This window comes from Amycolatopsis keratiniphila subsp. keratiniphila, from assembly GCF_001620365.2.
Lineage (GTDB): Bacteria > Actinomycetota > Actinomycetes > Mycobacteriales > Pseudonocardiaceae > Amycolatopsis > Amycolatopsis keratiniphila.
On the sequence record NZ_LQMT02000022.1, the window covers coordinates 179,270 to 199,826 of the forward strand.

Annotated in this window: 19 protein-coding genes; 12 read left to right on the top strand and 7 right to left on the bottom strand. The window is 69.9% G+C overall.

The annotated features are described in order from the left end of the window. Window positions 1-107 precede the first annotated feature (107 nt). The gene (locus AVR91_RS23325; RefSeq protein WP_063277341.1) at window positions 108-3,047 is read right to left on the bottom strand and encodes an ATP-binding protein; all 2,940 of its coding nucleotides are present in this window, start codon (window positions 3,045-3,047) and stop codon (window positions 108-110) included. Between the two features lie 472 nt (window positions 3,048-3,519). Here AVR91_RS23325 and AVR91_RS23330 point away from each other — a divergent pair, with 472 nt between their 5' ends. Next, a complete protein-coding gene (locus AVR91_RS23330; RefSeq protein WP_063277282.1) occupies window positions 3,520-4,614 on the top strand; it encodes a S1 family peptidase in 1,095 nt (364 codons plus the stop codon). 75 nt (window positions 4,615-4,689) lie between these two features. On the opposite strand, the gene AVR91_RS23335 is transcribed toward AVR91_RS23330, so the two are convergent. Next, complete coding sequence (locus AVR91_RS23335) at window positions 4,690-5,094, bottom strand: SsgA family sporulation/cell division regulator (protein WP_016330736.1); 405 nt, start codon at window positions 5,092-5,094, stop codon at window positions 4,690-4,692. Between the two features lie 206 nt (window positions 5,095-5,300). Continuing rightward, window positions 5,301-5,774 (bottom strand): Lrp/AsnC family transcriptional regulator, encoded by a 474-nt coding sequence (locus AVR91_RS23340; RefSeq protein WP_016330737.1) that lies wholly within the window; start codon window positions 5,772-5,774, stop codon window positions 5,301-5,303. A gap of 155 nt (window positions 5,775-5,929) precedes the next feature. Here AVR91_RS23340 and AVR91_RS23345 point away from each other — a divergent pair, with 155 nt between their 5' ends. Then, window positions 5,930-6,967 (top strand): beta-ketoacyl-ACP synthase III, encoded by a 1,038-nt coding sequence (locus AVR91_RS23345; protein WP_076153327.1) that lies wholly within the window; start codon window positions 5,930-5,932, stop codon window positions 6,965-6,967. On the opposite strand, the gene AVR91_RS23350 is transcribed toward AVR91_RS23345, so the two are convergent. Next, window positions 6,954-8,432, bottom strand: a complete 1,479-nt coding sequence (locus tag AVR91_RS23350; protein ID WP_063277340.1) for an adenylate/guanylate cyclase domain-containing protein — start codon at window positions 8,430-8,432, stop codon at window positions 6,954-6,956. The two genes, AVR91_RS23345 and AVR91_RS23350, sit on opposite strands and share 14 nt — an antisense overlap. An 84-nt stretch (window positions 8,433-8,516) precedes the next feature. On the opposite strand from AVR91_RS23350, the gene AVR91_RS23355 reads away from it, so the two are divergent. Further along, complete coding sequence (locus tag AVR91_RS23355; protein WP_016330740.1) at window positions 8,517-9,017, top strand: FBP domain-containing protein; 501 nt, start codon at window positions 8,517-8,519, stop codon at window positions 9,015-9,017. Between the two features lie 112 nt (window positions 9,018-9,129). Here AVR91_RS23355 and AVR91_RS23360 read toward each other — a convergent pair whose 3' ends face one another. Together AVR91_RS23360 and AVR91_RS23365 are read right to left on the bottom strand one after the other, a co-directional pair. Continuing rightward, the gene (locus AVR91_RS23360; protein WP_063277280.1) at window positions 9,130-9,945 is read right to left on the bottom strand and encodes a class I SAM-dependent methyltransferase; all 816 of its coding nucleotides are present in this window, start codon (window positions 9,943-9,945) and stop codon (window positions 9,130-9,132) included. A gap of 77 nt (window positions 9,946-10,022) precedes the next feature. Continuing rightward, complete coding sequence (locus AVR91_RS23365) at window positions 10,023-10,715, bottom strand: FadR/GntR family transcriptional regulator (protein WP_016330742.1); 693 nt, start codon at window positions 10,713-10,715, stop codon at window positions 10,023-10,025. Between the two features lie 74 nt (window positions 10,716-10,789). Here AVR91_RS23365 and AVR91_RS23370 point away from each other — a divergent pair, with 74 nt between their 5' ends. The 3 genes from AVR91_RS23370 (at window position 10,790) to AVR91_RS23380 (ending at window position 12,610) form a co-directional block, all read left to right on the top strand. Further along, window positions 10,790-11,416, top strand: coding sequence for a GNAT family N-acetyltransferase (locus tag AVR91_RS23370; RefSeq protein WP_063277279.1), 627 nt, complete (start codon window positions 10,790-10,792; stop codon window positions 11,414-11,416). Then, window positions 11,417-11,767, top strand: a complete 351-nt coding sequence (locus tag AVR91_RS23375; protein WP_063277278.1) for a VOC family protein — start codon at window positions 11,417-11,419, stop codon at window positions 11,765-11,767. A gap of 81 nt (window positions 11,768-11,848) precedes the next feature. Further along, window positions 11,849-12,610 carry a sulfite exporter TauE/SafE family protein gene (locus AVR91_RS23380; protein WP_016330744.1) on the top strand — a complete coding sequence of 254 codons (762 nt, stop codon included), beginning with the start codon at window positions 11,849-11,851 and terminating at the stop codon, window positions 12,608-12,610. A gap of 49 nt (window positions 12,611-12,659) precedes the next feature. On the opposite strand, the gene hisC is transcribed toward AVR91_RS23380, so the two are convergent. Continuing rightward, window positions 12,660-13,715 (bottom strand): histidinol-phosphate transaminase, encoded by a 1,056-nt coding sequence (gene hisC, locus AVR91_RS23385; protein WP_063277277.1) that lies wholly within the window; start codon window positions 13,713-13,715, stop codon window positions 12,660-12,662. A 97-nt stretch (window positions 13,716-13,812) separates the two neighbouring features. Between hisC and AVR91_RS23390 the strand changes: the two genes are divergently transcribed. The 6 genes from AVR91_RS23390 (at window position 13,813) to AVR91_RS23415 (ending at window position 20,545) form a co-directional block, all read left to right on the top strand. Further along, the gene (locus AVR91_RS23390) at window positions 13,813-14,445 is read left to right on the top strand and encodes a dienelactone hydrolase family protein (RefSeq protein ID WP_016330746.1); all 633 of its coding nucleotides are present in this window, start codon (window positions 13,813-13,815) and stop codon (window positions 14,443-14,445) included. 47 nt (window positions 14,446-14,492) lie between these two features. After that, window positions 14,493-14,972, top strand: a complete 480-nt coding sequence (locus AVR91_RS23395; RefSeq protein ID WP_228708062.1) for a hypothetical protein — start codon at window positions 14,493-14,495, stop codon at window positions 14,970-14,972. A 113-nt stretch (window positions 14,973-15,085) separates the two neighbouring features. Beyond that, window positions 15,086-16,108, top strand: coding sequence for a PPE domain-containing protein (locus tag AVR91_RS23400; RefSeq protein ID WP_394329662.1), 1,023 nt, complete (start codon window positions 15,086-15,088; stop codon window positions 16,106-16,108). Continuing rightward, entirely contained in the window at window positions 16,108-16,869 is a 762-nt protein-coding gene (locus AVR91_RS23405; protein ID WP_063277275.1) for an ESX secretion-associated protein EspG, read from the top strand. The genes AVR91_RS23400 and AVR91_RS23405 overlap by 1 nt, the downstream gene beginning before the upstream one ends. Window positions 16,870-16,888: 19 nt before the next feature. Next, on the top strand, window positions 16,889-18,865 hold the full coding sequence (locus AVR91_RS23410) for an acetoacetate--CoA ligase (protein ID WP_063277274.1): 1,977 nt from the start codon (window positions 16,889-16,891) through the stop codon (window positions 18,863-18,865). Between the two features lie 30 nt (window positions 18,866-18,895). Then, entirely contained in the window at window positions 18,896-20,545 is a 1,650-nt protein-coding gene (locus AVR91_RS23415; protein ID WP_063277273.1) for a phosphatidylglycerol lysyltransferase domain-containing protein, read from the top strand. Window positions 20,546-20,557 lie beyond the last annotated feature (12 nt).

Here is a 20,557-nt window from a genome sequence, read left to right on the forward strand (position 1 = left end):
CCGAAGAAGCTTGCCCAGGTACATGAAGGCCCCCTTCCTTGCGCCTAGGTACATGAAGGGGGCCTTCATGTACCTCAGGCGGAGAGCCAGCACCCTGGAGGCCGTAGCTACCGGCCGGCCGCCGCGGGGGCGTACGTCGTCATCCGGCGGGCCACGTCGGTCCGCGAACGGGCGCCGAGTTTCCGCAGGACCTTGGCCACGTGCTGTTCGACCGTACGCGGCGAAAGGAACAATCCGTCCGCGATCTCGCGATTCGTCCGTCCGTCGGAAAGCATGCGCGCGACCTCGAGTTCGCGGGGCGAAAGCTCCTGGCCGTAGCCACGCCGCCCGCGCTGCGAAGGCGCCCACGCGCCGTGTTCCCGCAGCAGGTGGCGGCAGCGGCCGGCGTCCCTGGTCGCGCCGAGCCGCTCGTAGGCCTCCGCGGCCGCCGCGAGCTCCTCGATCGCCTTGCGGTCACCCGCGGTGAGACGGCCGGCGTCGAGCCGTCCGGCGGTCAGACGGCACAGCGCCGCCCGCTCGCTGGCCCCGATGGCCTGATAGGGCATCGGCAGGGCTTCGTAACCGGCCGCGGCTTCGTCGAAAACCGTTGCCGCGGCGGGATGTTTGCCGCGCGCGTCGAGCAGGATCGCCCGGCCGGCGAGCAGCGCGACCCGGGAGACCGGCGAATCCTTGCCGTCGACGCCGCGGGCGAACTCCTCGACCACGGCGTCCGCCTCCGACCAGCGCCCGGCCCGCGTGTAGGCCTCGGCCGCGGCGGGGACCAGCGCCGCCGCCCACACCCAGACACCCTTGCGCCGGGCCGCCGCGACGGCGTTGTCGGCCGCCGCGCACGCCCCGTCGACGTCGTCCGTCGCGAGGAGCACCCGGATCAGGACACCCGCCGCCGAAAGGACCACCGGGATGGGCCCGTGTTCCGGGGCGTGCACGCTCGCCGCGGCCAGATGTCGTTGCGCGGCGGCGAATTCCCCGCGCACGGCGGCCAGCCCACCGAGGACGAGCGAGCATTCCATGACGATCGGGCCCAGATCGGGATAGCCGTCGCGGAGCTGTTCGGTGGCCTCCGCGAGCCCGGACCAGTCGCCGCGCACCCAGTCGAGCCGGACCCTGGTGCCCTGCGCGAGGCCGGCGGCGTAGAGCGCGCCGGCGTCGGTCGCGCGGCGGATCCCTTCCGTGACCAGCTTTTCCGCCCTGGTCAGATGCCCGGCCCAGGACTGCGCGTCGGCGAGGTTGCACCACAGCCGGGCCAGCTGGACCCGTTCGGCCACCCCGCCACCCTGGTCGGCCAGTTCGGTGAACTCGGTCCAGGCCGAGCCGTCGCCGATATGCGCCTGGGTGGAGATCCGGTCGCCGAGCAGCGCGAGCCGCAGTTCCGGGTCTTCGATCCGGTCGAAGACCTCGCGGGCCCGGTCCATCCAGACCTCGTGCCAGGAAAGCGGGGTCAGCCCGTCGATCGGCTGGGCGAGCAGGTTGATCCCGCGCGCGGCCAGCTCCGGCTCGTCGACCAGCTCGGTGATCGCCTTCTCCACCTCGACCCGGCCGCGGCCGAGCCGTCCGATCGTGCGGACCAGCAGCATCCCGAGGCTGAGCCGGATCGTCCCGCGCACGCTCGGGCGCAGGTCGGTGAGGTCTTCGAGGATCCGCTCCAGTGTCTCGATGACGTCCGGGCGGAACCCGCGCAGCGCGACCTGGCTGAGCTTCGTGGCCAGCCGGGCGATGTCGTCCTCACCGAGCCCGGCCTCGGCCAGCACGGACTGGAGGAGGTCGATGGCGCGCGAGGTGTCGCCGTGGGCGATGGCCTCGTCGGCGGCTGCTTCGGCGTAGTGGCGCCATTGCCCGGTTCGTCCCGCCGCGCGCGAATGGTTCGCCAGGAGGGTCAGCGGCGGGGCGGGCTGCTCGGCGAGCACCTTGATGGCGCGCGAATGCAGCAGAGTCCGCTCCGGACCGCTGATCGTGTCGTAGACGGCCTTGCGGGCCAAGGGATGACGGAAGCCGTAGCGGTCGCCGCCGAGTTCGCCGAGCACTCCGCCATCCAAAGTGGACAAGAGGGCGGTGCGGAGGGCGTCGCCGTCGAGGCAGGCGAGCTCGCCGATCACCGCCGGTTCGGAGGGGACGGCGAGCACCGCCGCCGCGCGGGCGAGCCGGATGGCGGGTTCGGGCAGCGCGTCGAGCCGTTCGGTGATGGCCTCACGCAGGGAGATCGGGACTTCGAGGCTTTCCAGCAGGCGGTCGCCCAGCACTTCGCCGATCGGCAGCCGCCCCGCCGCGTCCCGCAGCGCCCGCAGGGTCTCCTCGACCACGAACGGGATCCCGGCGGTGCTTTCGTGCAGCTTCGCGGTGAACTGCGCGGAAACCCTCGGCAGGTCCAGCAGTTCCTCCGCGAGCTTCCCGACGGCGTCGAGGTCGAGCGGGCCCAGCGTCACGCGGGCGGTCTGGACGTTCGGCGGGGTCCGGAACGGGATGACGGCACCGTGCCCGGAGGGCGAACCGGTCCGGTAGGCCGCGACGACGGCCAGCTCGGCGGGCATCGCGGCGGCGAGGAAACGCAAGAGGTCACGGGTGCCTTCGTCGGCCCACTGGAGGTCGTCGATCAGGACGAGGGTGGGCCCGCAAGCGATCAGGAGTTCGCGGACGGCGCGGAACTGACGGTGACGTTCGGCGCACGGGTCGGCGAGCGGTTCCGGTTGGGGCGGAAGGCTTTCGGCCAGTTCGGGCAGCAAGGGTCTCAGCACCCCGGCGACCGGGCTGAGCGGCCCGAGCGGCCGGTCGCCCGCCGAGCGCAGCGCTTCGAGCACCGGCCCGAACGGGAACGGCTCGCGCATCGGCTGGCAGACGCCCGAAAGCACCCGGGCGGACGCGAACTCGCGACGTCCGGCCAGCTCTTCGAGCAGCCTGCTGCGGCCCATCCCGGGTTCGCCTTCGATCAGCACGGCGGCGGGACGGCGCAGCAGGATCTTCACGATCGCCGAGACCTCGACGTCGCGGCCCACTAATGCCGTCGATCCGGCGCGGACCGAAACCGAGGTCGGGCGAGGGGTGGCAAGCCACATCATGCGCTCCTCGGTGTGGAGTTCCCGCTGAGCCCGACACGATCTTGTGCGTTGTCCTGCGGAGCCTAAGCACTGCCTACCGGGTCGTAAACCACCCAACACGGACACCCCGGGCACCCCCTGAGGCCGTTCGAGGACGCAGCGTCACCGGTTGGCTGACGGATCGTCGGTTGGAAAATCACCAGGCACCCGAAACATCGGCCACAAACCCGATTCGGCGATTCATCCCACGTTCAGGGGGTGGAAACGACTACGCAAGGTATTCGCTCGAAACCCTACTTACGGACGTGTCCGTCCGGGTGCCTGCTCTAAGTGGCCGCCCGTGGAGCAGGGGATTCGGGTCCCGAAGAATGGGTATACCTATCCCGCGCCGACCCGGATTGCGGCCTTCGTCGGAGTCCACAACCCTCACCCGTCAGGGGAGGGCTATCGCATGGCGAACCGGAGCCGTGCGTGATGACGAGGGAGAAGCATGAAGATCACGAAGCTCCTCGGTGTGGCCGCCACGGCAGCATTGGCCACCGGCGCGCTCGTCACGGGTACCCCCGCGGCAGCGACCTCGAACACTCTGCTCAACGCCGAGATGGTCCCCGCCCTGCAACGGGACCTCGGCCTGACCGCCGATCAGGCGCTCGCCCGGATCCAGAGCGAGACCGCCGCCGGCACGCTCGAACAGGCACTCGCCTCCGCGCTCGGCGGCAGCTTCGGCGGCGCGAGCTACAACGAGGCCACCGGCAAGCTCCGCGTCGGCGTCACGGACGCGGCGAAACTCGGCCAGGTCCTCGCCAGTGGCGCGGAAGCCGAACTGGTCCGCTTCTCGGCCGCCCAGCTCGATTCCACTGTGGACAGACTGAACGCGAGTGAGCGCGCGGCGGACGGCGCGATCACCGGCTGGGGTGTGGACACCAAGACCAACCGGGTGACGGTGAACGTCCTGCCGGGCAAGAGCGGCGTCGTCGACTCGTACCTGGAGAAGGCCAAGGTGGACAAGGCCGCCGTCGCGGTGGTCGAGACCACTTCGGTGCCGACCCTGAAGTACGACGTCCGCGGTGGTGACGCCTACTACATCAACAGCTCTTCGCGGTGCTCGATCGGTTTCTCGGTCAACGGTGGCTTCCTCACCGCCGGGCACTGCGGCCCGGGCACGGTGACCGGCTCCAACCGGGTCGCGATGGGCTCGTTCGCCCGGGTCAGCTTCCCGACCAACGACTACGGACACGTCCGGGTGAACAGCAACTGGGTGCCGCGCGGCATCATCAACAACGGCACCCGGGTGAGCGGCTCGACCGTGGCCGCCACCGGCGCTTCGGTCTGCAAGTCGGGTTCGACCACCGGCTGGACCTGCGGCACCGTCGGCGCCAAGAACCAGACCGTCCGCTACGCCGAAGGCACGGTCTACGGCATGACCGCCACCAACGTCCGCTCGCAGGCGGGCGACTCGGGCGGCTCGTTCATCGCCGGCAACCAGGCGCAGGGCATGCTCTCCGGCGGCAACAGCTCGGTGACCTACTTCTTCCCGGTGCGGCCGGCGTTGTCCGCGACCGGGACCTCGCTGGTCCTCGGCTGAACACAGGACGAAGGGCGGACCGAGTGCCTCCAGCGCACTCGGGCCGCCCTTCGTTTTCGTGCCGCGGGAAAGTTTTCAGACGTTGCTGATCTCCTCGATCAGCGCTTCGACGTCGAAGTGCTCGCTCTCGGACCCGAGCGGGACCAGGTCGTAGGTGGACTCGAGGAACGTCTCGACGTCCTCGCGCTCCAGCTCGAACGACGCATAACCGTCGGGTGACTCGATTTCGAGCGTCAGCATCGCCTCGTCCTCGGAGAGGTCGGGGCGGACGCGGACGTCGCCGAGCCCGGCGGGGTCGGTGAGGCCGGTGACGAGCAGCTCACGCGCGAAGGTCCACTCGACCCACCGGCCGCGCTCGGTCCGGAACGACACGGTGACCGCGAAGGGTTCGCCGGCGTGGAAGGACAGGCGGGAGAGAACGGGCGTGCTGCTGTTGTTCAGCAGAACGAACTGGCTCTGGTGAATTGCGTCGGTGTGCACGGCCACTCCTCAGTGCTCTCGTGGTTCGCGCGGCGCGAACTTTTCGTCTCGGGGAGGAGATGGCCGGGCACGGGCCGGATGACGCGACTGTCGCGACGTTCACGCTATCGGCTGCATATGTCCATAGTGGTGTAACGCCGGGCACAGACCCCTTGCGTCCGGACCGATACCCGTGGTGACGAGGTCAGGGAGTCCTTTTTGGACCCTCAAGGCTCCAGCGGCAGGGACAGCCCGGTCTTGACCCGGTCCATCGCCACCGACGTCGTGAAGTGCCGCACGTTCGGGTTGTCGAAGAACATCCGCCGCGTGAACGTCTCGAAATCCGCCATGTCCCGGCAGGTCACCACGAGCACGAAGTCGGCGTTGCCGGTGACGTAGTAGCACTGCTGGACGTTGTCGTCCGCGAGCACCTGGCGGCGGAACCCGTCGAGCACCGCGAGGTTCTCCCGTTCCATCTCGACCATCACCACGAAGGTCATCGACAGCCCGAGCGCCCGCGGTGACAGCACCGCCACCTCGCGTTCGATCACCCCGGTCTCGCGCAGCCGCTTGATCCGCCGCTGCACGGCCGCCGCCGACAGGCCCACCTTCGCACCGATGTGCTCGGCGATCGTGCGGGCGTCGGACTGCAGGCAGGCGAGGATGGCGACGTCCAGGCGGTCGAGGTCGGGTGTGTGCACCAGGTCAGGCTAACCGGACGGCTCTCCCCGGCGCCTGTTCTTTGATCGTGCCCTCGCGCGGCGTCGGTCACGCAGCCGGGTGAAGGTGAGAATTCTTTGAATTGTGACCCGGAACACAACTGACGGGTCTACTGAATGGTAGCGCTTACAAGTGAATGGCAGACCTCCCCTTTGCCCCGCGAAAGGATTTCTTGGTGCCCTCATCTCAGGCGGCCGTTCTCGCCGGTCTCGGCTCTTGGCTGCCTCCGCGCGTGGTGGGCAACGAGGAGATCGCCCAGCGGCTGGACACCTCCGATGAGTGGATCCGCTCGCGGACCGGCATCGCCGAGCGCCGGGTCGTCGATCCCGGGACGTCCACTGTGGATCTCGCCGTCGAGGCGGGGCGACGGGCGCTCGCCTCGGCCGGGGAGACCGAGGCGGACGCGGTCGTGCTCGCGACGTCGACGGCCGACCAGCTGTGCCCGGCCAGCGCGCCGCAGGTCGCGACGAAGCTCGGGTTGAACGGCGTCGCCGCCTTCGACGTCAACGCCGTGTGCAGCGGGTTCGTCTACGGGCTCGCCACCGGCGCCGGACTGATCGCGGCCGGTGTCGCGCGGCGGGTGCTGGTGATCGGCGCCGACGTCTTCACCTCGCTCATCGACCCCGGAGACCGCGGCACGGTGCCGATCTTCGGCGACGGCGCGGGCGCCGTCCTGCTGCGCGCGGGCGACCCCGGCGAACTCGGCGCGCTCGGCCCGTTCGACCTGCACAGCGAAGGCGAACTCGCCGAACTGCTCTGGGTCGAGGCGGGTGGCGCGAAGAACCGCCGCTCGGACGATCCGCGTGACCACTATCTGGTGATGCAGGGCCAGACCGTCTTCCGGCACGCCTGCGCCCGGATGGTCCAGTCGGCGCGCGCGGTGCTGGATTCCGCGGGCTGGACGGTCGGCGACGTCGACCGGTTCATCGGGCACCAGGCCAACATCCGCATCCTGCAGACCTGCGCGAAACAGCTCGGTCTCGCGGAGGACGTGATGTATTCGAACATCGAAAAGGTGGGCAACACGAGCGCGGCGTCCATCCCGATCGCCCTGGCCGACGCGGCCAAGGAGGGGGCGCTCCAGCCGGGGCACCGCGTGGTGATGGGGGCGTTCGGGGCCGGGCTGACCTGGGGTTCGACGTTGCTGCGCTGGCCGGACGTCATTCCGGGCTGAGCGCCGCCCAGGTGTGCGTCGGTTCTTGGCGCCCGCGAAGCTCCAGCTCCGCGTACGGCTCCCAGTGCGAGCGCTCGCTCTCCAGGGCCGCTTTGAGCACCGCTTCGCTCGCCAGGATCCGGCCGTCGGCGGCTTTCGCGTACTCGGTCAGGCGCGCGGCCTCGTTCACCGCGTCGCCGATGACGGTGTACTCGAACCGGCTGCTGGTGCCCAGCTGACCGGCGAAGACCCGGCCGCTCGCGACCCCGATGCCGAGGTCCAGCTCGCCGGTCTCCTGGACGGCGTCCCGGATCGCCCGCGCGGCCGAAAGCGCCGCCGTCGGCGCGTCCGCGAGCCGGGTCGGGGCGCCGAAGACGCAGAGCGCGGCGTCACCCTGGAACTTGTTGACCAGCCCGCCCCGCGCCCCGACCGCGTGCACCACGCTGGTGAAGAACCGGTTGAGCATCTTCACCAGGTCTTCGGGCGGGGTGCGGCTCGCCAGGGCCGTCGAATCGACGACGTCCACGAACAGCGCCGTCACCTCGCGCACGTCACCCGAAAGGGAGGCGCCGTACTCGAGCGCGTGCCGCGCGACCTCGTCACCGACGTGCCTGCCGAAGAGGTCCCGCATCCGCTCCTGCTCGCGCAGCCCGGCGGCGAGGTCGTTGACCGACGTCTGCAGCAGGCCGATCTCACTGGAGTCGTCGACCTCGACCACGACCTCCTTGTTGCCGCGGGCGATCTCGTCGAGCGCTATCCGCAGGCGGTGCAACGGGGTCGCGACGGCCTTCGCGAGCAGGCCCGTCCCGATCGCGCCGACACCCAGCCCGATCACCGAAATCATGATCAGGCTCGCGACGTGGTCGCCCTGGCCGAGATCCGGCGGCGCGGCCACCAGGAGCACCCCGAGGAACGGGACCCCGCTCGCCAGCGACCAGGTGACGACCACCCTGGTCAGCACGGTGACCTTGAGCGTCCCCTTCGGCGGGGTCACCTTGAGCGCGATCGTCATCACCGGGCGGGCGACCCATTCGGCGGCGAGATAGGTGAGGCCGACCGTGGTCAGCCCGCCGAGCCCGATGACCAGCGCCATCCCGAGCGCGTCCATCCAGGAGCCGAGCACCCACGCGAGTGAACCGAGCACGATCGTGCCGATCAGCCAGAGCGTGCCGCTCACGATCCCCATGTCGACCGGGAGCCGGAGCGCCCGCGCGGCCTCGGCCTTCGTCGGCGGGCGGCCGAAGACGAACCAGACCGCCGTGCGCCGTTGCAGCCATGCCGTCCACGCGGTGCCGACGATAAGCGACAGCGCCACGATCCCGGCCGCGGTGACGCCGAGGATCCAGCCGCGATCGCCGACCTCGCTCGGGAGGCCCTGCAGGAGCAGCAGCAACGCCACGACACCGGCGCCGCACACACTGGACCCGACGCCGAGCGCGGCGAAGCCGAGACTGGTCCTGAGCACCAGCCGGAACCGGCTCGACATCGTCTTCCCGCGCACTCGGTGATCGTATGACCTCCGGCCGAAAACGGTTCGCCAGTTCCCGGACGCGGTGGCTACCGTGCGGGTATGGAACCGCTGGGCCAGGACGAGATCAGGGCGTCCTTCGTGAACTGCACCCGAGGCGAGGCCAAAGGGGTCACGCTGCCCGCCCGGCCCGAAGAGATCCCTTGGGAGAAAAGGGAATTCCTCGGCTGGCGCGATCCGAAGGCCGCCGCGCGGGCGTATCTCGTGCTGCCGTACCGCGGGGAGACCGTCGGGCTCTCCCTGCGCGCCGCTCCCCGGCCGAAGGGCCGGGTCCTGCTGAGCAACATGTGCGGCCTGTGCACGACGACACATCCGCTGTCCGACATCGCGCTGTTCTCCGGCCGTCGCGCCGGGAAGCTCGGGCGCGAAGGCAACACGCTCGGCATCTACGCGTGCGCGAATCTGGCGTGCAGCCAGTACATCCGCGGCGAGCTGAAGTCGGACGTGCCGCAGCCGGCGGAAACGCTGTCGCTCGAAGAACGCGTCTTCCGGCTGGAGGAGAAGCTGCACCGGTTCGTGGAGCGGGTACTCGAGTCACGCTGAGGTACACCGCCTCGGCGCGGCCCGGCGGCCATGTTGCGAAAGCCACTTTCGCAACCTTCAACGTTGCGAAAGTGGCTTTCGCAACGCTTCCGGAAACGCCCCCGGCCGCCCCTCAGAACCGCATCCGCAGGATCCGCCCCATCTTCTTGAACGCCGGGAACAGCCCCGCGAACCACAGCTGCGCCCGCATCGACCCGGAAAGCCGGTCCTTCACCTCAGGCGTCGCGTAATCCGTCGAGTCGAGTTTCGACACCAGCGTCAGCCCGAGCCGCTCCAATTCGGAGATCTCGTCGATGCCCCAGTACAGCGTCGCGTTGGCTTTGCGGACAACGGGATTCAGCTTCTGCAGTTTGATCCCCAGCCTGCTGAAGACGTCGAAGACCATTTCGCCGCCCTGCGGGAAATGCGCGATCAGCCGCCGCAGCAATTCCTCGCCTTCGGACGGCCGCAGGTACATCGTCAGCCCCTCCGCGATCACCAGACCGGGTTTGTCGGAGGGAATCTCGTCGATCCAGCCGAAGTCCGTCACCGACGAGCCGATGGTCCGGTAGCCGTCCCGTTCGGGGTAGATGCGGGCGCGCAGGCCGACGACCTCGGGGTAGTCGACGTCGAACCACCGCACGGTGGGCGGCGGGTCGACGCGGTACACGCGGCTGTCCATCCCGCAGCCGAGCTGGACGACGGTCGCGTCCGGGTGCGCACGGAGGAACGACGCGGTCCAGTCGTCCAACGGCTTGGCCCGGAGGGCGACGGTCAGCCCCATGTCGGCGTTCACGCCCAGCGTGGCGAAGTCGTAGTCGATCTGCTTGACGGCCTCGTCCGCGGCCTTGTCGCCGAGGATCGGCCTCTTGCTGCGGGCGTCGAGCGCCCGGCCGTACAGCGTGGCGAGCATCGTCGCCTTCTCTTCGGTGAACCGGACCTTCTCCACCGCACACCCCCGTCAGAAGTTTCACAAACTTCTGAAAACAATACTCGTGCGCGGGCGGTCGCGCCATCAAGGAAGCGTCAATCCCCGGTCGTGTAGTCGTGGACGTAGGTCTTGGCGTCGAGCAGATGCCGCAAGGTGATCTCCCGTGCGGCCGCCGCGTCCGACCGGCGGATCGCTTCGAGGATCGCGCGGTGCTCGTCGACGGCCTTGCGGATCTGCCCCGGAAGCCGCAGCGCCGCCCGCCGCTCCTCGCCGACCAGCGCGAGCACCGAACGCAGCAGATCGGTGACGTCGTCGTTGCCGGCGTTGCCCGCGATCACCCGGTGGAATTCGGCGTCGGCCGCGATCACGCGCAACATGTCGCCGTCGGCGGCGGCCTGGTCCATCTCGTCGACGGTGCTTTCCAGCCGGGCGAGCACCCGCGGCGTGTGCTCGAGCGCGAGCCGCTCGGCCAGCGTCGGCTCGACCGTGGTCCGCAGATCGAAGAGCTTCTCGACCAGTTGCTCGTGTTCCGAGAACCAGCCACGTAACGGCTGTTCGCCGAGGTTCTCGCGGACGTAGGTGCCCGAACCCGGCCGCACCTGCACGTAACCGATGGAATCCAGCACTCGCAACGCCTGCCGCAGCGAACCGCGGCTGATCCCGAGCTGCTCGCAGAGCGCCCGCTCGGCGGGCAGTCTCGACCCGGCGGGGAGCCTGCCCGAGTCGATCATCGTGCGTAGATGATCGACGGTCGCACTCCACACCTGTTCGCGCTCGTCGTCGGCCACGGCCCCATCCTCGCAGGCCCGGCGGGACGTCCGGAATTGTCGGTGCGGGATGTCATCCTCTGACGATGACTGGGGTGGCAGGGCTGATCAAGGCATGGGTGCACGGCTGGGCGCTCTCCCGCGGCGTCGGGGTCCCCGTCGCCGAGCCGGACGGTTACCGGCTCGACGTCGGGCGTCCGGGGCATCGCGTGCGGTACGTGCTGGCGGAAACCGGGTCGGTCGCGAGCCGGGCCCGTTCGCTGACCGAGCCCGGAACGTGGTTGAAGGTGAGCGGTCCCCGTGAGGAAGTGGCGAAGACGGTGCCGCCGGAGTGGGAGGTCGGCCCACCGGAGTACCTGATGAGCGCCCCGATCGCGCTGCGGCCCGTCATGGCCGCGCCCGAGCCGTACCGGGCCGAGCTGGTCGGCGACGGCGTCGTCACCGACGTCGTGGTGCGCGCGCCCGACGGTTCGCGCGCGGCCACCGGCCGGGTCGCGATAGCCGGTGGCACGGCGGTGATCGATCAGGTCGTGACGGAGCCCGAGCACCAGCGGCGAGGGCTCGGCCGGTTCGTGATGCGCAGGCTCGACGAGGTGGCGGTCGCCGCCGGTGCGGAGCGAGCGGTCCTGGTCGCGACGGAGGAGGGGCGCGCGTTGTACCTGACGCTCGGCTGGACGGTCGCCACGGAGATCACCGCGGCCCATCTGCCGGAGGAGAACTGAATGGCGGCGGTGTTCAAGGACATCTGTCTCGACGCGAACGACCATCAGGCCCTCGCGGACTGGTGGTGCGCCGCGATGGGCTACGTCCGCCGCCACCGGGACGAGCGGCCGGTGGAGTGGCCGGTCGCGATCGAGGATCCGGCCGGTCGTGGCCCGCTGATCTGGGTCAACCCGGTGCCCAAGGCGAAGTCCGTGAAGAACCGCATGCACATCGACGTCTTCGGCTCGACGGCCGAATTGGTCGCCGCGGGCGCGCGGCTCGTCCGGGCCAAGGACGGCGAGATCGACTGGGACGTCCTCGAGGACCCGGAAGGCAACGAGTTCTGTGTCTTCCCGTCGAACGGGACATAACGGGCTCGTTGAATGTTCGACTAGACACATCCGCAGCGCGAAAGGAGGTAACGGTGCTTAGGGTGCGGACGTGAGTGCTTTATGACGTGGTGGCACGCGGTCGTGATCTTCGTCGCGGGGCTCTGGGCGGGCACCATCAACACGGTCGTCGGTTCGGGCACGCTGGTGACGTTCCCGGTCCTGGTCGCGCTCGGTTACTCGCCGCTGACGGCGACGACCTCCAACGCGATCGGCCTCGCCCCCGGCACGGTGAGCGGGGCGATCGGCTACCGGGAGGAGCTCAAGGGCTACTGGCCCCAGGTCGTCAAACTCGCCGTGGCATCGTTCTTCGGCGCGATCTGCGGGACGATCCTGCTGCTCTCGCTGCCGAAGGACGCTTTCGAGACCGTCGTACCCGCGCTGGTCGGGCTCGCGGTGGTGCTCGTGATCGTTCAGCCGCGAGTGGCCGCCTGGGTCGCGAAGCGCCGCGAGGAGAACGGGAAGGTCCACAAGATCGGGCCGCTCCTGTTGTTCCTGATCTTCCTGATCGGCATCTACGGCGGATACTTCACGGCCGCGCAGGGCGTGATGATGATGGCCGTGATGGGGATGCTGATGTCGGAGTCGCTGCAACGGCTCAACGGCGTCAAGAACGCCCTGTCCGCGGTCGTGAACATCGTCGCGGGCGCGATCTACGCCTTCATCGCGCCGGTCAGCTGGCCCGTGGTCGCGCTGCTCGCGGTCGGGTCGACGATCGGCGGCCAGATCGGCGCCAAGATCGGCCGCAAGCTCTCGCCGAAGGTGCTTCGCGGCGTGATCGTCGTGATCGGCCTCGCCGCGATGGTGCAGCTGCTCCTCAAGTAGGAAGCGGCCCGCACCCCGTCCACGAAGTGCGGGCCGCCATGAAGCCTTGTCAGCGCGGGAAATCCCCGGCCGCTTCGAGGAAGAGGTCGTTCTCCTCGGGCGTCCCGATGGTCACTCGCGCGCCTTCGCCCGCGAAGGGCCGCACGATCAGCTTCCGCTCCAGCGCGTGCTCCGCGAACGCGGTCGTCCGCTCGCCCAGCGGCAGCCAGACGAAGTTCGCCTGCGTCTCCGGCACCTCGTAACCCTTGGCCACCAACGCATCCCGGACCCGGGTGCGTTCCGAGACGATCTCCTTGCAGCGTTCCAGCAGTTCGTCGGCCGCGTCGAGCGAGGCGATGGCCGCCGCCTGGGCGATCATGTTCACCGAGAACGCGACGTAGACCTGCTTCAACGCGACGGTGATCGCTTCCGGGGCCACCGCGTAACCCACGCGAAGGCCGGCGAGGCCGTACGCCTTCGAGAACGTCCGAAGCACCGCGACGTTGTCCCTGCCGCGCGCGAGCTCGACGCCGTCCGGCACCTCGGCGTCGGTCACGAACTCCTTGTACGCCTCGTCGAGCACGACGAGGACGCCCGAGGGCACGGCGTCCAGGAAGCGCTCCAGCTCCGCGCGCCGCAAGACCGTCCCGGTCGGGTTGTTGGGGTTGCACACGAAGACCAGTCGCGTCTTGGGCGTGATCGCCGACAGCATCGCGTCGAGATCCAGCCCGTGCCCGGCGGTGAGCGGCACCTTCACGCTCACGGCGTTCGCCACCTGCGTGACGATCGGGTACGCCTCGAACGAGCGCCACGGGAAGACGACCTCGTCGCCCGGGCCGCACAGGGCCTGGATCATTTGCTGGCAAAGGGAAACCGAACCGCAGCCGATGGCGATCCGGTCGACGGACTCGTTCAGTTCGCGGGCCAGCCGCTCGACGAGCGCCGAAGCCGTGATGTCCGGGTACCGGTTGATGCCCTGCGCCGTCTCGGCTATGGCCTGCGCCACACTCGGCAGCGGGCCACCGGGAACCTCGTTGCTCGCCAGCTTGATCGCGCCCTGGATTGTCCGGCCAGGGACGTACTTCGGCAACGATTCGAGATCCGCACGCGGCGAAACAGGTGACATCTTCGGCGCTCCTACGTCTGGGGGACGGCTCCGACACCGTATCCTCCCGCGCGGGCGCAAGCTCCGAATATTTACCTAAGAGTGGTCTGATGGAGGAATGACCCTGACGACCACCGTGGAACATCAGCACGCCGACGGCCACACGCTGCGCCTGACCTTCGCCGAACCGGATGGTGTCGTCCGCGGCGGACTCGTGGTGCTGCACGAGGAGGCCGAAGAGGTCGAAGAGGGTTTGGGACTGCTCCTGGCCGGTCTCGCCGGCGAAGGCTGGCTCACCGTCACCCCGCATCTCGACCGGGACGACCTCACCCAGCAGGACCTGCTCGAAGCCACCGACGCGACGCTTTCCTGGCTCGCGGAACGCGGCGTCCAAGCCGATCTCGTCGGTGTCGTCGGTTTCGACCTCGGAGGGACGGCCGCGCTGGTCGTGGCGTCGAACCGCAGGCTGGGCGCGGCGGTCAGCGTCGGCGGGCAGGGCGTCACCGGGCTGCCGGTCCTCGTCGAGATCGCGGGACGGCTCACCAGCCCGTGGCTCGGCATGTACGGCGACGCGGGCGACGCCGCCGGAGGCGCCGAAGTCGAGCAGCTACGTGAGGCGGCGGCGACGGCGAACGTCGCGACGAACGTCGTCCACTACCCGGGCGCCAACCACCGCTTCGACGCCGATCCGGACGCGGCCGCGGAGGCCTGGCAGCGCACGTTGAATTGGTTCGACGCCCACCTGCGCTGACCCATTCGCGCTAGCATTCCCCTCAAGATGTGACAGGGGAGGGTCGAATGGCACAGTCGCCCAAGGTGCCCGTGACGCCACAAGCCGCGTTCGGAGCTTCGGCTCCGGCGCTGGCTCCCGTGGCGGGTCAGATCCGGGATTCCAAGACCGATGCCAAGAAGGGGGCCGTCAAGGTCTCCGAGGACGCCGCGAAGAAGCTCGTCGACGCCCTTCTCAAGGCGCGTCACGAGCTCAACGCGCTGATCAAGGACTCGACGGAGTTCAACGCGCCGTTGAAGCTGGGCGACAACGTCGTCGGTCACACCATGAGCGAGCGCTTCCAGGGCGCCGCGAACAAGGGGACCGAGGCGGCCGTTCCCGTTCTCAAGGACTTCGCCAAGGTCCTCAAGGACTTCCAGCTCACCGTGATGGCGGCGCGGAAGATGTACGTCGCCGCGGACGAGGAGGGCCAGGAGCAGCTCGAACGGGTCGCCCGCCGGTTCGACATGGAGGACATCGTCGGCCAGGAGCGGAAGGACGAGCACTGATGCGCATCCTGCCCATGCCGTGGCCGCCTCGGGAGCCCGAACCGCAGCCGGGCCCCGAAAGCCTCACCGCCGACATCGACTGGATGAGCTACTCGCATCGAGAGCTCTACGCGATGGTCCACAACGAGCTGGACCTCGCGAGCGCGGAAGCCGTCGCCGCGCAGTGGACGAAGATCAGCGCCTTCCTCGACCGGGTCGGTTCCGAGCTCAGGGCGGCCCTCGCGGCCACCGCCGACGGCTGGACGGGCGAGGGCGCGGACAGGGCGCGTGACGCCGCGGTCAAACTCGTCGACTGGGCGGGCGAGACGGGCTGGCGGGCGGAGAACGTCGCGAACTGCGTGCGCCGCCAGGCGGACATCGCCGAAACCGCGCGCCGCACGATGCCCGAGCCACCGGGATACGCGCCGCGGCCCAAGCTGCCGGAGCCGCCGAAGCGCCGCCCGATCCCGGTCTCCGATTCGACGCAGGCGATGTCGGCTTCGACGCCGTCGGGATCCGAATTCGCCGAAGCCGGGCGCATCGTCGCCGACCCCACCGACGAGAGCTCGCAGGATCTGCACCGACAGGCCGCCGACGTGATGACGCGGATGCAGTTCAGCTCCGGCGAGGTCTACGAGAACGTTCCCAGCTTCACCTCGTACGGCAAGCAGCCGAAGATCCTTGAGACACCCGAAGAACCGAAGCCGGAACCCGACCCGAAACCGGAGCCGGAGCCGGTCCCGCCACCGGACGACTCGACCCGCAGCAGTGGCGTCGACGACGCGGCCCCGATCCAGGTGCGGGAGCCGGTCGAGGCGCCGCGCGCGCCGGGTGCGGGCAGCGGCGCTTACGTGCCACCGCCGCCCGGCGCCCCCGGAGGCACCCAGGAACAGCTCGGGCAGGGCGGCCGGTCCGGTGCCGGCGCCGGTGGCTTCGGGCCGTCGGGGCAGCCCGGCCAGCCGGCCGGGACCCGCGCGGCGGCCGCGGGCATGGGCGGCTTCGGCGGCATGCCGATGGGGATGGCGCCCGCGCAAGGACGGCAGGGCGAGGAAGAGCACAAGGCGCCGGACTACCTCGTCGAGGATTCCGACGTGTGGGGCCTCAGCGGGCACGTCACCCCGCCGGTCATCGGCGAGGATCCGAGGAGCGGTCGCTGATGGACTGGATCCGGCTGCACGTCGGTGAGCTGTTCCTGCTCTGGTCGGCGCACGGACGCGACGAACTGCCCGCGGTGCTGGCGGTCCCGCACGTCGGGCGGACCCCGGAGTTCCGGGCGGAGCTGGTGGCCACGGCGAGCGCGACGCTCTCGGACCGCGGCCTCGGCACGGTGGACGCCCCCGCGCCCGAGCTGGTGCGGCTCCTGCACACCGTCGCGAACAGCGAACTCACGCTCGACCTTCGGCTCGACGGGGATCCGGCGTACCGGGCGGTCGGCTGCGTGTCCGATCGCGGCGCGGTCGTGATCGGCGTTTCGGGCACCGACGTCGAGCTGGCGGCGCTGCGGGAACCGCTCGTCGCCGCGACGCTGCTGCAGGCCTTGCCGCCGTGCGAGCAGGGGCGTGGCCTCTCGGTCAACCTGCGCGTCGACGACTACACGGCCGCGTGCGAGGCGGGGGAGCACGGCGGGCAGCCGGCGTTCTCCGACGTCCTGCGCGACGCCGGGCTGCGGGAACCCGAGGTCATCGTCATGGTGCGGATCGCGACGCAGCGCATCGGCAGCGGACGGCTCGGCGCGGTCAGGAAGTCTTGGGAGGGTCGCTGGGTGCGCGGAGAGGGTACGTTGACCTGGGTGGACACCCCCGACGGCCGCTACGGGCTCCGGCGCGACCGAGGGTGGCTGACGGTCACCCCGCTCGACGCGTCACGGCTGAAGTCGATGGCGTACGAGCTGTTCACGGGGGCTCGCCAAGCAGGTTAACGAGGGTTAACATCGCGGGGTGACTCACACCGCCGACGCCCCGGAAGTGCTCTGGCGCCCCGAGCCGAGCCGCCTGCCCGACACCAAGATCGACGCGTTCCGCCAGTGGCTGCGCACCGAACGCGGCGTGGAGGTCGACGACTACAACGCGTTGTGGGAGTTCTCCGTGCGGCAGGGGCCGGAGTTCTGGTCCGCCGTCGCCGAGTTCCTCGGCGTGCGCTGGCACGACCAGCCCGGTGAGGTGCTCACCGGTGAGATGCCGAACGCACAGTGGTTCGCGGGCGGCACGCTGAACTACGCCGAGCACTCGCTCATGCCCGGCGTCGCGGGCGCCGCGAAGGCCGACGACGAGATCGCCGTGATCTTCCACCGCGAGGACGGCCTCTCGTCGCAGCTGACATACGGCGCGTTGCGCTCCGCCGTCGCCGCCGCGCGGGAAGGACTGCGCAAGCTCGGAGTGTCCAAAGGGGACAGAGTCGTCGCGCTGGCGCCGAACTGCCCGCAGACGCTGATCGCCTTCCTGGCCACCGCGAGCCTCGGCGCCGTCTGGTCGTCGTGCTCGCCGGACTTCGGTGTCCGCGCGATCACTGATCGCTTCGCGCAGATCGAGCCGAAGGTGCTGATCGCGGTAAACGGATACGTCTACAATGGACGGTGGTTCGACAGCAGGCCGACAGTGAACTCGTTGCGCGACGAGATCTCCACGCTCGAAGCGACCGTGCTCATCGACTACGCCGGCGGCCGCCTCGACGGCACGCTCGACTGGGACAAGCTGCTCGCCGACAACGAAGGCGCGGAGCTGGCGTTCGAACCCGTCGACTTCGCCCACCCGCTGTGGGTCCTGTACTCGTCGGGGACCACCGGCCTGCCGAAGGGCATCGTCCACGGGCACGGCGGGATCACCCTCGAACACCTCAAAGCCCTTGCCCTGCAAAGCGATCTCGGCCCGGGCGATCGGTTCTTCTGGTTCACCACCACCGGCTGGATGATGTGGAACTTCCTCATCTCCGGCCTGTTGACCGGCACCACGATCGTGCTCTTCGACGGCAGCCCGGGCAGCCCGGACCTCAACGTGCTGTGGCATCTGGCCGAGCAGCACCGCGTCACGTACTTCGGCACGTCGGCGCCGTACATCCAGAGCTGCCTGAAGGCCGGGATCAAACCGGCCGAGCGGTTCGACCTGACGGCGTTGCGCGCCTTGGGATCCACCGGCGCGCCGCTGAGCGTCGAGGGCTTCCGGTGGATCGTCGACGAGGTCGGTAAACGCGTCCAGATCTGCTCGGTGTCCGGTGGCACGGATCTGTGCGCGGCGTTCGTCGCGTCGGCCCCCGACGTCCCGGTCTGGCTGGGCGAGCTCTCGGTCCGCGCGCTCGGCGCCGCCGTCGCCGCCTTCGACGAGGACGGGAAGCCGGTGGTGGAGACGGTCGGCGAACTGGTGATCACCGAGCCGATGCCGTCGATGCCGGTGTTCTTCTGGAACGACCCGGACGGCTCGCGGCTGCGCGAGGCGTACTTCGAGATGTATCCGGGGATCTGGCGGCACGGCGACTGGATCCGGATCACCGGTCGCGGCTCCGCCGTCATCTACGGGCGCAGCGATTCGACGCTCAACCGCGGCGGGGTGCGGATGGGCACGGCCGAGTTCTACCGGGTCGTCGAGTCGTTCGACCAGGTCGCGGACTCGCTGGTGATCGACACTTCGGCGGCGGGCAACGAGGACGGGCAGCTGCTGTGCTTCCTCGTGCTGGCCGAGGGCGCGTCGCTCGACGAGGTCGAACCCGCCTTGCGCAAGGAACTGCGCGGAGCCCTCTCGCCGCGGCACGTGCCCGACCGGTTCGTCCAGGTGACCGAGGTACCCCGCACGCTCAACGGCAAGAAATGCGAGGTTCCGGTCAAGAAGATCCTTTCGGGGGTTTCACCTGACCGCGCCGTCAGCCGGGATGCCCTGCTGAACCCCGACGCCCTTGTACCGTTCGTGGAGCTGGCAAGGAGCTGACGGGGGCGGAATTTGGCGGGTGCTTGGCGGGTGGCGGGCGCCACCACGGTGGCGGTGATCACCTGGGTGACGCGGCTGGCCGGGCTGCTGGCACTGATCTCGGTGCTGGTCCCGGCCGGGCGGCGCACCCTGCGCGGACACGTCGCCACCTGGCTCGAACTGCCGCACGAGGCCACGGTCGGCGCGGCGACGGTCGCGCTGGTGACCGGGGTGCTGCTGATGTTGCTCGCCACCGGGCTCAAGCGACGGAAGCGCCGCGCCTGGCAACTGGCGGTCGCCGCCGCCGCGCTGCTGACGGTGTCGCATCTCGGGCTGCGGCACACCCTCGGCGCGGGGCTCGTGTCGCTCGCGCTGCTGATCGCCCTGATCGCGACGCGGCGACACTTCATCGCGCTCCCCGATCCGGTGACCGGCCGGTGGCGTGCGATCCGGGTCTTCCTGCAGCTGACGGTGGCCGGGGTCGCGATCAACTTCACGCTGCTATCGGTCGCGCCTGTCGACGCGGGGGTCGGCGACCGCCTGGCGCAGTCGACGCTGGCCCTGATCGGCGTGAGCGGCCCGGTGACGTTCCCCGCGCTGTGGCTGGAAGACCTGTCGGCCGCGGTCGGCCTGCTGTTCGGGATCGGCGCGGTGCTGCTGGCGGCGTACTTCCTCCTCCGCTCGGCCGAACCCGCCCCGGAGCTGACCGACGAGGAGGTCGAACGGCTCAGGGGGCTGCTGGGGGAGCGTGACTCGCTGGGGTACTTCGCGCTGCGCCGGGACAAGTTCGTGGTCTTCTCGAAGTCGGGGAAGGCCGCGGTGACCTATCGGGTGATCGCCGGGGTCGCGCTGTGCTCGGCGGACCCGCTCGGTGACCCGGAGGCGTGGCCGGGCGCGATCGAGGAGTACCTGGACGTCTGCCGGCGGTACGCGTGGACCCCGGCGACCATGGGCTGCTCGGAACTGGGCGCGACCGTCTGGGCCCGCTTCGGGCTGGAAGTGCTGGAGATCGGCGACGAGGCCGTCGTCGACACCGACACCTTCACCCTCGAAGGGCGCGTCATGCGCGGAGTCCGCCAAGCCGTCTCACGCACGAAGCGCGCCGGCTACACCGCGCGCATCCGAAAAGCCGAAGACCTACCGGCTGAGGAGCTCGACGAACTCCGCGCCCTCGCGGCCACCTGGCGCGGCACGGATACGGAACGCGGCTTCTCGATGGCCCTCGGCCGCATGGGCGACCCGGGCTCGGTCCTCGTGACCGCCGAACACGACGGGCAGGTGCGCGGCCTCCTCCAGTTCGTCCCCTGGGGTGAAAAGGGCCTGTCGCTGGACGTCATGCGCCGCGACCGGACCGCCGACAACGGCGTCAACGAGCTGATGATCTCCGAACTGCTGTTGAGCACCTCGGCCCAGCACGTCTCCCTGAACTTCGCCGCCTTCCGCGCGGTGCTGGAACAAGGCCAGCGCATCGGCGCCGGCCCGGTCGCCCGCCTCTCCGCCCGGACGCTGCGATTCTTCTCACGCTGGATCCAGATCGAGACCCTCTACCGCTTCAACGCGAAGTTCCAGCCGCGCTGGGTCCCGCGCTACCTCGCCTACCCCGCGGCCCGGGACCTCCCTCGCGTCGGCATCGCCGTCTTCGAAGCCGAAGGACTCGGCGGACGCCCATCGGGCCTGCTCAGAGCCCTGCAACGCGTCTAAGGGGGGTGCCTT